This window comes from Cuniculiplasma thermophilum, assembly GCF_052315355.1.
Lineage (GTDB): Archaea > Thermoplasmatota > Thermoplasmata > Thermoplasmatales > Thermoplasmataceae > Cuniculiplasma.
Map to the genome: position 1 here is coordinate 1 of NZ_JBLSDF010000017.1, position 13,619 is coordinate 13,619.

Consider the following 13,619-nt stretch of genomic DNA (forward strand, 5'->3'; position numbering starts at 1 on the left):
TAATCACGGACCACCAGTTAGAAGGGAAAAAAGAATAACAGAAAACTTCTAAGTACAATAGCACCCTGAAGTGTTAATGAAAAAACTCAGTGAAAGACTCGCTTTATGGAAAGAGTAAACCTAATAGATGTAAACTCACGACCCTATCTTTTATATTTTTGAAATACAATTTTAGCATGTAGTCAAAGTTTTTTCTTAATCTTAGGAAAATATGTTCCTTTGATTTGCGGCTGAAATAAAATTACAATTTTCCTCTTCTTAAAGATGCTTAAAGGAAACTTAATATTTATTACTACATAGTAAATATTCCTTTGAATGATTGATGCTGTTTCTGGTTTGATAGATTATTATTACCTTATTTTTCCTGTTCTCCTTATAAATTTGGGTTTTGCGTTTAATTTGCTTCTAAGAGGTAATAAAAGTCATCTTTACTCTATTGTTGCGATTATTCTTATCGTTTTTGTCATTCTTATTCTCACAGTAAATCTGATTAAGGCTGAGTCAAGGTTTGGTGGAATTTCAGAATTTTCCATATTATATGCTTACGCTACTACCGTTCTATCCGGGATTGGGTTTTTCGTTGGATATATAACCGGAGGTAAGGCATAATGATAAGGGCAACTAAGCATCCTAAAACCACAGAAATATCAATCAAAAATATTAGAAATATAAGCGAAAGAAAAATTTATCTTATGTGGCTTGGAATAACACTTTGCAGAACCTCAAGTTTTGTGTTTAACCTCTATTTCATGTGGATCATAGTTGTTCAGTATAACTCGGTCCTTTTATCAACTCTTGTTCCAACATTATCACTTCTTGGATATGTCATAATTAGCCTGCCTGAAGGTATAATACTTGATAAATTGAACAGTTCATATGTAGGTTTTATAGCAACCATAATATTAATATTCACATATTCGGCCCTATTCTTTAAAAATACTCTGACAGTTATCTACATTGTTGATATCCTGGCCTCAATACTAACTGCAATTCTTTTCGATGCATTCATAAAATCCAGCAGAGAAATTGCAGATGAGTCAGAGGATTCAAAGATTTCAGCTTTGAATCAGATAGGCTCAAGTTTATCTAATGTTCTTGGAATAATTATGGCTGGAATAATTTTGATCTCGGCGAGCAAATATCTGATGTATATCCTAATTGCACTTTCACTAATAGGATTGTTTTCTGGAAAACCTTTCAAAATAGACAAAATACAGGAGAAAAAATATATCAAAGGTGAAGTTGAAAGTGCCCTTAAAATACTAGTTCCCGTTATGATTCTTGCCCTTCTACTAAACGGGCTTTTTGTGTCATTGATGATTTTTGGACCTGATATAATACACATAATTCTTCATAGAGGATCAAATGCATTTACACTTTTTGAACTGGGGATACCCCTTGGAACTCTTCTGGGTGGTATAGTTGCGGCGGAAATGGAAAGAAAACTTGAAAATGCACTTATTATGTTTTTGAGTGTACTTTCCATGGGAATTTTACTCTTAATCATTTCAGGTAGTGTAAGTCTATATGTTGATATTTCGGCCATGTTTATAATAGGTATATTAACCTCTTTCATTGAAGTCCCTTCATTTACAATTATACTTAGGATTGTACCTCGGGAAATTATAGGCAGAGTAGATGCGGTCGTATTTCTGGTGTTTACAGCATCTGCTCCCGTTATGGCAACAATTTTTACACTATTGACGCCTTTCGTCCCAGTATCCACTCTTCTTACTTATGCAGGAATAATTGCATGTATTCTTCCCATACCCTCGTATTTTATTATGAAAAAATTTGTTTCTTTAAGGCCAATGGAATTCATCGAAACATAAAATACCTAATGAATTAAACCTCATCCCATAGATGGTTTAATAATTTTAATTTGTTTAATGAAGACCTAAATAAGTTCATCTTTAGACTATTGTAGAACTTGGCAATTTCGTTTTGTATATCAAAAAGAAGTATCAACACAAATCGCATTATGGATGAAGACATATCCAAAAATGAATGTTGAAGTATATTACGTTCCAATAAGAATAAGAGCCCTGAAATTTGCATCTGTTTATCTTTTGAGAACTGATGATCATTCGTTTCTTGTTGATAGCGGTATGGATAGCAGTGCGTTGAGTTTCCTCGAAGAAAAAGGTGTTAATTTCAAGGAACTAGATGCAGTCTTATTAACCCATATGCATATTGACCATATTGGAGGATCAAAATCAATTCAGGATAAATATGGCATTCCGGTCTACATAAATAAGCTAGATAGAAACAAGGTCTTGTCCATTCAGAACGATATTTCAGGTTTTATGAATGAATCAAAATCCTTCTTGAAGGAAATGGGAGTTCCTGATGAAATGACTAAAAGTATGGGTGACAATCATCCTTTGGCCATAGAACTAAAAAATTATGAAAAGGTAGACCTCCAGATTTTCGAAAATATTCCTCAGGAAATTAATGAGATAGAATTTTATTATGTGCCGGGTCATAGCCCAGGGTCAACTTGTTTTATTCCAAAGGATAGCGATATCATTTTCACCGGAGATCATATTTTGGAAAGAATAACACCAAATATTAGTTATTATGATAGAGATGAAGATATGCTTGGAGAATATTTGTTAAGCTTAGCCAAAACTGAGCAATTGAAACTAAAAACAGCGTTTCCAGGTCATGGGTCCCCCTTCACAAGAATTAATGACAGAATAGAACAGATAAAAAACCATCACAGAGTCAGAATCGATGAGATAAAGAGAATAATTGACACAAATAAAATGTCTGCCTATGATGTTGCGAAAAGGATGAAATGGAGTCGTGGAAGGACCATGGACAGTATGAATATCATGGAACAAAACTTCGCGGTTGGTGAAGCAATTGCCCACCTTCGCTACATGGAAAATCAAAGTATTGTTGAGTCTGAAATAATTAATGGAATTCGATTATATTCTAATATTTGAAATCTTTTAATCTTAGGATAACACACTTTGTAAGATTTATTAATGTTAAATCATTCCCCTATAAGTGCCGTCGTAGCTCAGCCTGGTAGAGCGCGTGCTTGGTAAGCACGAGGTCGCGGGATCGAACCCCGTCGGCGGCTTCTGGATTCTACTACTTTTAATTGAAAAATTCTTAACTACCTTTTACGTAAAGTAGGTCGCCGAAGGATTCTCTTAATGTATTTGTGTAATTTGTGAATACATCCTTTTCAAGCTTTCCCCTTCCGTGGTAATTGTCATGTGCTAAATGAAACTTCAAATGTCTATTAGCACATCTAAACTCCACATGAGGTAATGTAATAAGACTACCGTTGGTCAGAATGACTGAATTAATGGAACTATAAGGTATTTCTTCTAGATAATCCGGTTTATCTTCCAAAATTTTATCCAAATTTTCTTCGATTTCTTTGCCTCGGATTAAATTTTCCTGAATGATTTTTTCAACTTCTTCCTTTGTTATATTATAATTACTTATTTGACCCTCCACGGGGATAATACGATTTGCATTTGTCATCTGAGTATTCCATATATCGAGTACTCTTTCCTCCGTACCCATCACTTTGAACTTAAGCATTTCGCCATCGATAAAGATAAGGTGATATGTCGCACTCCACATGACTGCATTATCGATAGAACCAATAATCCGCATATGAAATTATGCGCTATTTCTATTAATAACTATCGCAAGATTCAAAATATCGTATATTATTTCATATGAATATCAATTCACTAATGCAAGCTTAATTGAAAATACGCATTCTTTTCATGATTGATAAGATATAAGTTTAATTTCAATAACATAAATATCTAGAGCAATTTTAGAACCTTCATTACAATTCTCCCTTAATTGTCCTTACCTCCAATGAGAGAGAAATTAAGAGTACGGTTTAATTTGCAATATCTAAATAGGATGGATAAGTATGGTAACATTTGATTGGAATCTTCCTTGCAAAGAGGAGTTAGATTTGCCTTGAATCGATCGAACGTATTAATTTGCGGATTTTAAATTGCATAGACAAGTCTTCAATTAAGGAATTAAACTCCCGGAAATTCTTAAAAATCCCCAATATTTAATTTCATTGTGAGGAAATAATAAGAATTATAAGTGTTGAGCTTATAGTTTTTTATATCAGTTAGAAATTATAATTTTATAAAACTGGATGAGACTGAAAAATTGATCTCCCGGGGTTGGACGATGTAAATCAAAGGATATGGAATAATATAAAACAAATCTTTGAAGTAAGAATATGAGGGCGGCTGATAATAGGGGATAAGGGTTTAAGGTAATTGCATGATATATACAAGGAGATCAAAATCTTTCATTGTTTCTATGAACGCGGTGCATCTTGGGACAAATTACGTATGGATATCATTTGAATCATTAATTATACCAACACAAATCCAGATGAACTCAAATTCTAATTCATTTTTATTAGGAATCATAGCCGCCGTAGGTATTGGGATTGGAGTATTGATAAGCTTATTTTTCGGAACCATCAGTGACAGATTTAGTTTCCTCTGGGGTAAAAGGGGACCCTATATAATTTTTGGAAGTTTATTTGCATCATTGTCTATTATTTTTGATTTGCTTATTCAAAACTTCTTTATTGGGAGTCTTATAGGATATATCTTAATTCAAACAGGAACAAACATTTCATCAGGTGCTTACCAACCACTATTCAGAGATCTAATTAAGCAGGAACAGAGGGGCTTTGCTACCGGCATAAATGGCGTCTTCACATTGCTTGGAAATGCATTGGGTCTGGGTTTAACTGGTTACCTTATTTCAATACATCATTATCAGTTAAGTTTCCTTATTATGGCGGTGATATTATTCTTAACGGCATTAATAACTGCAATAACCATAAAACATGATGATGTGCACCATATTTTTGTAAAACATGGGACAAGAAGGAGAGGACAAAAGATAATTTCGTCAGTAAATGTTGATAAAAAATTTGCCACTCTTGTTCTGGCTTCGTTTGTCTTTTTTTTAGGAATAAGTGGGTTGAGCTTTTTTGAATTATACTATTTTGAAGATGTTTTACTGTCAAAGGATGCTGCCTACCTTGTAACAATTTCTGGAATATTTGTCTTACTCTTTTCTGCTTTGGGAACCGCTTTATTTGGATATATATCAGATAAGATAGGGAGATTAAAGATACTTGTTTTTGCCTCCTTTATATCAGCCATAGCAATGTTCATGATTCCAACGTTTCCAACATTCGACAATTTTTTAGTCTTTGGAACATTCGCAGGGTTAGGCTACGGTATATTTTTTAGTGTATCGAAGGCACTTGCCAGTGATATGTCTCCCATAGAGTCATCAGGAAGGTATATGGCTATATATAACATTGCAGTTGGAGGTTCAGCAGCCGTTTCACCATTCATATTCGGTTCAATCTTAGACTATTTTACCAAAAATATTGTATTTGGATTTACTGTATTGTTTGAGATAACGGCACTTTTCTATCTGTTGGCCATAATGTTCCTACTTCCATTGAGAACAGGAAGAAAGGTCAAAATTGAAAAGAGCGTGAATACCTGATGAATTCGAATGAAAATTACAAGATGAACAAACAAGGAAGATTGACATCTTTGCTTGGATTCAATTCCATATATCTCGGGATGAACTATCTATGGATTTCCTTTGAAACTCTTATATTACCAATGGGAGTTGAAAAATCAGTGCCTCTATCATTTTCAGGACTTTACCTTGGTATAGCTGCATTTATAGGAGGATTAAGTGCCATCTTTGGGAACCTTTCATCCGGCATTGTAGGAGACAAATTGAAGTTGAGGGGCGGGAATAGATCCATTATTGTCCTCTTTGGATCATTTATGACAATGATAGGTACTTTCATTTCAATCCCGTTATTTGGTATATACTATGGAATTGTAATTTCCTTTGGTATTCTTCAATATTTTTCCAATGTAGCGATTGGATCGACACAGCCACTTCTCTCTGAGACCGTAAATAAGGAGATGAGAGGAATCTCTTCGGGAATCAATGGTCTCTACACACTGATTGGTTCTGCAATAGGATTTGGCCTCACATCGTACTTTCTTACGGTCTTTCCCTTTTTTATAAGTGTAACAGCCATAGGGCTTGGGGTTCTGATTACTGGGATTATTTCATTTATTTCAGGTAGGCATAGAAAATTAGTAGAAATTTCAAAACATGAACATTTTCACTGGAAGATGATTCATGATTCAAACAGCAAAAAATTGGAGATATTAACAATTGGTAGTTTCTTTGTTTTTATGGGTATAATGGGATTGACATATTTTGAATTTTATTTCTTTGAAACAATATTAGGTGTTTCTAATCCAGAAATTCTAATAGGAATTGCGGGTTTGTTAATTTTATTTATTTCCTCTATATCGTCCATAGTAGTAGGACGTTTATCAGACAGGGTTGGAAGGATACGTATCTTGATAATAGGAGCTGCAGCATCATCCGTTCCTACTTTTCTAATTCCATTCTTTAGTTCATTCGTGATATTCCTAATACTGGGTGCCTTTATCGGTGCTACTTACGGAAGTTATTACAGCGTTTCTATTGCCTTAGCTGGGGACCTCGCAAATAAAAGCATTGCAGGGACTCAATTATCTATGTTCAACCTATCTCTTTCAGGAGCTTCGACACTTTCACCGCTCATATACGGTTTAATATTGTACCTATTCAGAGATTACCCGCCCCTTTCCTTTCATTTCCTTTTCACTGCAAGTTCTATTTTTTATATTATAGGTTCCATCACACTGATGCTCTTTTATGGAAAAAGAAGACAAATGAATACACTATGATATGAAAAACTTAAACCTATTTATTAATTCGTTTCTTCTACTATTTTAATATTTCCTAAATTAATAAGTAGAAAGCATTTAATTTTATGATACAATCTCCTGACGTTGATATCGGAAGGTCTTTCTATCATAATACCCGCATACAACGAGGAAAAGCGTATAGGGAAAATATTAAAAGATTTGATGGAAACCGTAAAAGGAGTTTATGAGATTATAATTGTTTTTGATGGAAATGATTCGACACCAGAAGTTGCCAAGAGTATATGCAGTGAGTGCAGGATATTAACTTATAACAGGAAGCTTGGAAAGGGTGGAGCTATACTGGAGGGAATAAATGCAGCAAATGGAGAGATTATTGCATATATTGACGCTGATGGATCAGTACCCGCTGAAGAACTGGAACGATTGAGAAAAAATATTAAAAAAGGAGAATTTGTGGTTTCCTCAAGATGGGTGAAAGGAGCCAAACTTGAAAAAAGACAGACGTTGAAAAGAATAGTGTTGAGCAGATTATTTCACTATTACGTATTTGGGCTTTTGAGGATTCCCATAATAGATACACAATGCGGACTTAAGATTTTCTATGCTAAAGACGCAAAGGAGATAGGAAAAAAAGTACGGGTTTTCGACTGGACATTTGATATCTCAATGATTTTTCATGGAATCAAGATGGGCCTAAGCCCCAGAGAAATAGGGATTAAATGGAAGGACTCTGAAGGATCAAAATTGAAAATTAGTAAAACAGTACCCGCAATGTTTTTGACGGTTCTTGGAATATGGGCGAGAGAAAGGTATGATAAAAATGATTTCATAAGAGTTGCTCTGGATAAAATTGATAGAAATTTGTTAAACCACTCTCGAAAAAATTGAAATTAAATGCCTCTGGTTTGTATTTTCATATAAATATAGCTGGCTATCCAATTGGAAATCATATTTACTCTAAGAAGAATGAGTAACTGTTTGCATTCTTTACAATTGGATTCTAACATGGCCTTGTGAAGATTTTTCTTCACATTTCTTATTTCAATGTCTTTGGCTCCGTAAATTATTGCATTTGACTCCATTTTCAATCGCATCAAGGATATGAACCGCTTAAACTGAGAATTGCCCTTCGAATCCATAGATTCGATTGTCCTTAAAGTTCTAAGAGATTCTTTTGTAAATTCAAGTCTTGATCTATTAAATTCCCTAAGATTAGTCTTAAGTCCAGTTATGCTAATGTGCTTCCTATAAAATGTAAGCTGTTTCTCTGAAACAACTATACTTTTACCTTCTTTTACGCCCAATAGGAAAATAACTTTATCTAAACTTTTTTTGCACTTTCCTATTACGTTTGCATACTTTTTTGCAACTTCACCTCTTATAACCATTGAGGAAAGATACCAGTCAGTCCTGTATTTCATTATTTCACCTATCTGCTTATTATCTAGACTTAGGACTGAAAAATTTTTATCTTCACCATTTAGTGGAGATTTACTTTTGACAGAATCATAATTGTCATCCTCAGCAATTTGGATTATATCATTGTGCACAAAAATTACATCCCGGTCTGACATTACTTCCGTCACAAAGGAGAGTTTTCCAGGATGGTACATATCATCGTCATCTAGAAAGCAAATTATTTCACCCCGGCTTTTCAGGATACCTAATTCAAGTTTTTTTCCGAGGTCCACTTCATTAGTATCAATATTAATTACCCCTTTATCATGGGCAAATTTTTCGATTTCCTCATCTGAGTAATCCTTAACTAATATTATTTCCAAAATTTTATTACTGAATTCTTGCGTATTAACTACGGAAATTATAGCGTCTTTCACATATTTCTTTCTTTCGTGATTTGTAATGATTATTGATATTTTAATTGGGCTCTTTTCCATCAAATACCATTCGAATATTGAAATTAGGAATTTAACCTATACGTTAAAACACATCAATGAATTAAAAACATGCAATGAATTGCACATAAATTAGGGCCATTTTTCAAATTTCTTATTCTTATGATATATATTTTTATGCTATCTTTTTATTCCCCATAAATTAGGAAGATTGATCTCTTTGAGAGGAGTAGAGGAAAAGAAAATGCTTGTGAAACACAATTTTCAGAAATTTCATGCATTTTTAAAAGATAATATCATACCGTTAACAATATCTCTCATTTTTGGTAGTGTATTCTCAATAATATCTTATATGAGGTATCTTGCTTTTTCCCAAAACGTATTTGACTTGGGAGTAAACGCAGCTCTTCTCTATAGAGTTCTTCAGCTTGATTTCTTGAGTACCCCTTCCAATCCATATCCAATTGCAATGAACAAACTCATCTACATACCTATAGGTGCTGTATATGCCCTGTATCCAAAAGAATGGATTATTCTTTTTTACCAGGATTTTTTTCTTGCCTTTTCAGGGGTCCTCATTTATCTAATATCTCGTTTGTACAGATTATCATATTACACATCAATTTTAGTTGAATTACTATTTTTCATCTACTATCCCATTTCAGGTGTATACTGGTTTGATTTTCATTTTATGGCATTTTTCCCTACCCTTTTTTTAACAACATTTTATCTTTATAAAAGTGGTTCCAGCAAATGGACATTTTTTGCTGTTCTTACAACAATAACTGACTTTATGGCGCCCGTGATCATATTTTTGTTTATTCTTATGGAAATAGTCAAAAAAATTAGGAATGGAGATAGAGGGGTTAGATTTTTTAAAAAGGAATTTGCTATACTAGCTCTAAGCGTTCTCATTTTTTCTCTTCCATTTCTTTATTATAGAACTAATTTTGTAAACCACTATGTTAATAACATTACGCCCATAACGCTGTATTCAAATCCTTTTTTTAAACTTGAATTTATCATAAGATCTATAATTCCGCTTCTTTTTCTGCCGATTGTTGGAATTGAGTACCTTTTAATCACATTTCCCTACGCCATAATGGTATTTTTTAATAATTATTTACCATATGAAAATTTAATGTTCTTCCAATATCCAAGCCTATATGCTCCATTTGTGTTCATTGCTTTTATAATGGCAATAAAGAGGATGTCATCTAATAAAAAGATTGGGAGCAAATTGAGACCAATACTTGTGTCTATCCTCTTATTAAATTTATTCTTTTTTTCCTTTTACACACCAATTGGAGATTTGTATACTCATAATTATGATAACGAGGTAATATATCCTTGGGTGACGGGCTCCCAAAGCTTTTATGAAACCTACGAAAAGGTTGCGCCCACCAAAACAGATGCGGAACTAATGAAAATTGTTTCCCTCGTACCAAAAGGCTCATCTATTTTTATTCAAGGAAATTTTCCTCAGTTTGCCCAAGGTTATAATTATATTTGCCCTGGTCAGAACCCCTCCGGAGGTCCACCTGACTATATAATAACAGATCCATATAATTACCATTTTTTGAAACCGATTGATTATAATGGAACCATGCTCACGTACTATAAACAGGTAAATAGATACCTTGAAAACTATAGTTACGGGACCTATGCTTATTACGATGGTGCATATCTATTTAAATTGGGATATACAGGTAAACCTTTAATATATGGAAACACGAGTTATAGTCTTGCACTTTCGGATTTTCATTTCCACAACAATACTTATCTGGGAAACATCTTCTTGATTAGTCCGGGGTATGTTCAATTTTCTGGAGAAATGGTTTCAAAATCAACGATTCCCGTATCAATCTATTTAGGAAATTATAGAGTGATTGATGAAAACATTTCATCATTTCATTTCGAAAGAACTATAACCAGTACAACTTATTTAGTAGACTTAAATATCAGTATAAGAGCAAATGGAATAGAAAATTTAAGGATGAATATAACAGAATGGGGTGCATAAATCTAATGGAGGAGGATAAGGTAGAAAAATTGCAAAACCACTATAAGACCCTGATAGAACGTTTTGGGTTATATGCTATGGGTATAATGATACTTTTTCTTCCATATTCCATTTACAATTTGGTTGGCTATTCTTCTACATTCTTTCTGGCCATTGAATTCGTTCTTTCCTTCGTGGGATTTATATTTATCCTTCTGGCATCACGCAGGGGTGAATATGGGAATAGAAACCCGAAAAACATGATCCTGTTCTCCATGATTAGCGTGTTAATTATTTCGTTAATTACTTTTGTAGTGGGAATGTCGGTAAATTTTCCCATTACTGATGAACTGGCAATAGAGATGCTATCAGCAAAAGCACTACTTCTAGGCCATAATCCATATGGAATAATTTTCTCAATCCACGCTTTAAAATCTTTAGGTGTCCCATCCTCTTTTTTTACACCGACCATGACTGGTGGATATGTGACTTCTCTACAGTATCCTTCACTTTCATTTTTGATAATGATACCTTTTGTAATTTTCTCCATAAAACCGGAAGTCCTTTTGCTCTTATTTTCCATATTTCTACTAAGTATTGTTCCTCTAAGCTTCATTAAAAATGATATGGATTATGCAGCTCCACTGGCGACTGCAATTGCCATATTTAATATCAATTTCATACTATTTTCATTCGACGGAATAACAGACGTTATATGGGCAACTTTTATGGGGATATCAATACTATTCATAAACAAAAAATATTTGCCTGGTATTTTTTATGGAATTGCCTTATCCTTCAAACAAATACCGCTCATAATATTTCCCTTCTTGTTCATTTACATATTTAAAACATATGGACTTAAAAGAGCAATCTTATTCCTTCTAATAACCCTTGGAACCTTCTTGGTATTCAATTTACCCTTTATAATTATTAATCCCTCAGCTTATTTAAGGGGAGTTGTAGGTCCTGAATTTTCACCACTGCTCGGAATAGGATTTGGAATATCTCAACTTTCATTTCTAGGTATAATCCCATACGCAGGCTCGAACTTCTTCTCGTCCTTGATGATAAGCGTTTGGTTAATTTCCATTATATACTACTATTATAGTTTCGAAAGGAACAAATATGCCATGACTGCTTTTCCCATATTGATATTTCTATTCAATTACAGGCTTCTTGAAAATTACATAATATTTTGGCCGGTTCTGTCACTCATATTCGTTCCACCCCTATTCAAAGAAAAGGACTATTTGTCCCAACCCAAACAAATTCACTGGGTTGGTTCAGGCGTTGGTTTATGGAACCTGAAAAAGGCCTTTGAAAAGCGAAAAAAGATACTTGTTGTGATTTTAATAGCATTTTTGGTAATATCCCCATTTATGGTTTTAATACATGATGAAATGAACTATAAAAAAGACCTCTTTATAAAAGATGTTGAGCCGGTTTCCTTCAATAGTTCCTACATAACTTCTATTAACGTATCTGTTTACTATTGCGGTCCGCAAAATAACCTTCCACTGTATTTTAGAATCCTTGAAGGGGGAATTTTATATTCACCAAACGGATTCATATGGAATACGTCAGGCGATCCCTCTATCTCGCACGATCAGACGAAGACGTTTACTCTTTTTACCAATCAGCCAGATCAATTTTTAAGTTTGAACAATAATTACATTATCGAGGCATATAATGGATATCTCTTGAGCTGGCTTGACGTTAAATGGAACGACACCCCAATGTTTACTTATTGCAGTGAAGTTTAATTCGTTAGTTGTTGAAATACATTTAAATACATGCTTAAAAAATAAGGTCGGAGGAAGTTTATATATGAATTAATATCGCAATGTTATTATAAGGATTATGAATTTGGCTATTTAATTATGAGGTGGTACCAATCAACGAAGTCAGCATAATCATTCCAACATACAATGAGGCTGAGAACATTGCTCTACTGATTCACAGGATTGAGACAATGGGGCTTGATGGCCAAATAGTAGTTGTTGATGATAATAGCCCAGATAAAACTGCTGATGTTGCAGAACGCCTTAGTAAGAAATACGGTAATATTGTTGTTGTCAAAAGACCAGGAAAAAATGGTATAGCTACTGCAATAAGGGATGGCTTACTTAAGTCTGAAAGCAAATATGTAGTAGTGATGGATAGTGATCTCCAGCATCCACCCGAAATTATTCCCAGATTACTAAAAGAACTGAGGAGGGGAAAGGATGTGGCTATAGCCTCAAGGTACGTTAGAGGAGGCCAATCTGATTTTAGTCTTATGAGAAAAACCATATCTAGAGTTGCGACCCTACTTGCCCATATGAATCTTCAGGAGACTGAAGGCATTAAGGATCCTATGTCTGGTTATTTTGCCTTTAGAAGAGACATAATAAAACCGGAGCAGATTAAATCAAATGGATACAAGATATTACTTGAGGTTCTCGTCGCCTCAGGAACAAAAAATGTTACAGAAGTTCCGTACAGATTCAACAAAAGAAAGAACGGAAAAAGTAAACTCGGAATGGGTGAATTCATAAGATACGTGAAATTATTGCTCAGTCTTTCTGATTACCTGATGTTAAAATTCCTTGTTGTAGGTATGACTGGCGCAATACTAAATCTCCTATTGATGAGAATAATTGTTGGAGGCTTGAACGAGTCTATATACCTGGGTGCAATTATTGCCTTAGAAGCTTCCATATTGTCTAATTTCCTACTCAATAACTACTGGACCTACAAGAACAGAAAGTCTAAGGGAACAGTGTTTAGGAAATACCTGAAATATAATATGATGTCAAGTCTTGGTTCTGGAATATACTTTGCGTTAATATTCGTACTCACATTATTTGGTGTGGGATACTTGCTTGCAACTGCCATAGGCATATTGGGATCATTCTCAACAAACTTTGGCGGTAGCCAAGGGGTGGTATGGCACCTGTAAATGTATGGAAAAAACTATTAATTTATCATAATTACCTATTT

The 13,619-nt window shown here is 34.0% G+C and carries 11 protein-coding genes and 1 tRNA gene; 10 read left to right on the top strand and 2 right to left on the bottom strand.

Annotated features, from left to right (window positions below; translation table 11 throughout):
• The first annotated feature begins 315 nt into the window (after positions 1 to 315).
• The 4 genes from ACNF42_RS04155 (at position 316) to ACNF42_RS04170 (ending at position 3,091) form a co-directional block, all read left to right on the top strand.
• Positions 316 to 609 (top strand): hypothetical protein, encoded by a 294-nt coding sequence (locus tag ACNF42_RS04155; protein ID WP_443339272.1) that lies wholly within the window; start codon positions 316 to 318, stop codon positions 607 to 609.
• The gene (locus ACNF42_RS04160) at positions 609 to 1,832 is read left to right on the top strand and encodes an MFS transporter (protein ID WP_443339273.1); all 1,224 of its coding nucleotides are present in this window, start codon (positions 609 to 611) and stop codon (positions 1,830 to 1,832) included. The genes ACNF42_RS04155 and ACNF42_RS04160 overlap by 1 nt, the downstream gene beginning before the upstream one ends.
• A 171-nt stretch (positions 1,833 to 2,003) precedes the next feature.
• Positions 2,004 to 2,951 (top strand): MBL fold metallo-hydrolase, encoded by a 948-nt coding sequence (locus ACNF42_RS04165; protein ID WP_443339274.1) that lies wholly within the window; start codon positions 2,004 to 2,006, stop codon positions 2,949 to 2,951.
• A 66-nt stretch (positions 2,952 to 3,017) separates the two neighbouring features.
• Positions 3,018 to 3,091, top strand: a tRNA-Thr gene (locus ACNF42_RS04170).
• Between the two features lie 32 nt (positions 3,092 to 3,123).
• Here the strand turns inward: ACNF42_RS04170 and ACNF42_RS04175 are convergent.
• A complete protein-coding gene (locus ACNF42_RS04175) occupies positions 3,124 to 3,639 on the bottom strand; it encodes a hypothetical protein (RefSeq protein ID WP_443339276.1) in 516 nt (171 codons plus the stop codon).
• 642 nt (positions 3,640 to 4,281) lie between these two features.
• On the opposite strand from ACNF42_RS04175, the gene ACNF42_RS04180 reads away from it, so the two are divergent.
• The 3 genes from ACNF42_RS04180 to ACNF42_RS04190 all read left to right on the top strand — a co-directional run bounded on the left by ACNF42_RS04180 (position 4,282) and on the right by ACNF42_RS04190 (position 7,667).
• On the top strand, positions 4,282 to 5,538 hold the full coding sequence (locus ACNF42_RS04180; protein ID WP_443339277.1) for an MFS transporter: 1,257 nt from the start codon (positions 4,282 to 4,284) through the stop codon (positions 5,536 to 5,538).
• Positions 5,538 to 6,797: an MFS transporter gene (locus ACNF42_RS04185; RefSeq protein ID WP_443339278.1), complete on the top strand. Its 1,260-nt coding sequence runs from the start codon at positions 5,538 to 5,540 to the stop codon at positions 6,795 to 6,797. The genes ACNF42_RS04180 and ACNF42_RS04185 overlap by 1 nt, the downstream gene beginning before the upstream one ends.
• A 105-nt stretch (positions 6,798 to 6,902) precedes the next feature.
• On the top strand, positions 6,903 to 7,667 hold the full coding sequence (locus ACNF42_RS04190; protein WP_443339279.1) for a glycosyltransferase: 765 nt from the start codon (positions 6,903 to 6,905) through the stop codon (positions 7,665 to 7,667).
• A 2-nt stretch (positions 7,668 to 7,669) separates the two neighbouring features.
• Here ACNF42_RS04190 and ACNF42_RS04195 read toward each other — a convergent pair whose 3' ends face one another.
• On the bottom strand, positions 7,670 to 8,674 hold the full coding sequence (locus tag ACNF42_RS04195; protein WP_443339280.1) for a glycosyltransferase family 2 protein: 1,005 nt from the start codon (positions 8,672 to 8,674) through the stop codon (positions 7,670 to 7,672).
• 178 nt (positions 8,675 to 8,852) lie between these two features.
• Here ACNF42_RS04195 and ACNF42_RS04200 point away from each other — a divergent pair, with 178 nt between their 5' ends.
• The 3 genes from ACNF42_RS04200 to ACNF42_RS04210 all read left to right on the top strand — a co-directional run bounded on the left by ACNF42_RS04200 (position 8,853) and on the right by ACNF42_RS04210 (position 13,578).
• Complete coding sequence (locus ACNF42_RS04200; RefSeq protein ID WP_443339282.1) at positions 8,853 to 10,655, top strand: DUF2079 domain-containing protein; 1,803 nt, start codon at positions 8,853 to 8,855, stop codon at positions 10,653 to 10,655.
• 5 nt (positions 10,656 to 10,660) lie between these two features.
• Entirely contained in the window at positions 10,661 to 12,400 is a 1,740-nt protein-coding gene (locus ACNF42_RS04205; RefSeq protein WP_443339283.1) for a hypothetical protein, read from the top strand.
• A gap of 122 nt (positions 12,401 to 12,522) precedes the next feature.
• Entirely contained in the window at positions 12,523 to 13,578 is a 1,056-nt protein-coding gene (locus tag ACNF42_RS04210; protein ID WP_443339284.1) for a glycosyltransferase, read from the top strand.
• The last annotated feature ends 41 nt before the right edge of the window (positions 13,579 to 13,619 follow it).

Bases quoted from the DNA above. Each gene is read 5' to 3' on its own strand.
- ACNF42_RS04155 (WP_443339272.1), top strand. From the start codon at position 316: ATGATTGATGCTGTTTCTGGTTTGATAGATTATTATTACCTTATTTTT.
- ACNF42_RS04195 (WP_443339280.1), bottom strand. From the start codon at position 8,674: ATGGAAAAGAGCCCAATTAAAATATCAATAATCATTACAAATCACGAA.
- ACNF42_RS04185 (WP_443339278.1), top strand. From the start codon at position 5,538: ATGAATTCGAATGAAAATTACAAGATGAACAAACAAGGAAGATTGACA.
- ACNF42_RS04160 (WP_443339273.1), top strand. From the start codon at position 609: ATGATAAGGGCAACTAAGCATCCTAAAACCACAGAAATATCAATCAAA.
- ACNF42_RS04180 (WP_443339277.1), top strand. From the start codon at position 4,282: ATGATATATACAAGGAGATCAAAATCTTTCATTGTTTCTATGAACGCG.
- ACNF42_RS04205 (WP_443339283.1), top strand. From the start codon at position 10,661: ATGGAGGAGGATAAGGTAGAAAAATTGCAAAACCACTATAAGACCCTG.
- ACNF42_RS04175 (WP_443339276.1), bottom strand. From the start codon at position 3,639: ATGCGGATTATTGGTTCTATCGATAATGCAGTCATGTGGAGTGCGACA.
- ACNF42_RS04165 (WP_443339274.1), top strand. From the start codon at position 2,004: ATGAATGTTGAAGTATATTACGTTCCAATAAGAATAAGAGCCCTGAAA.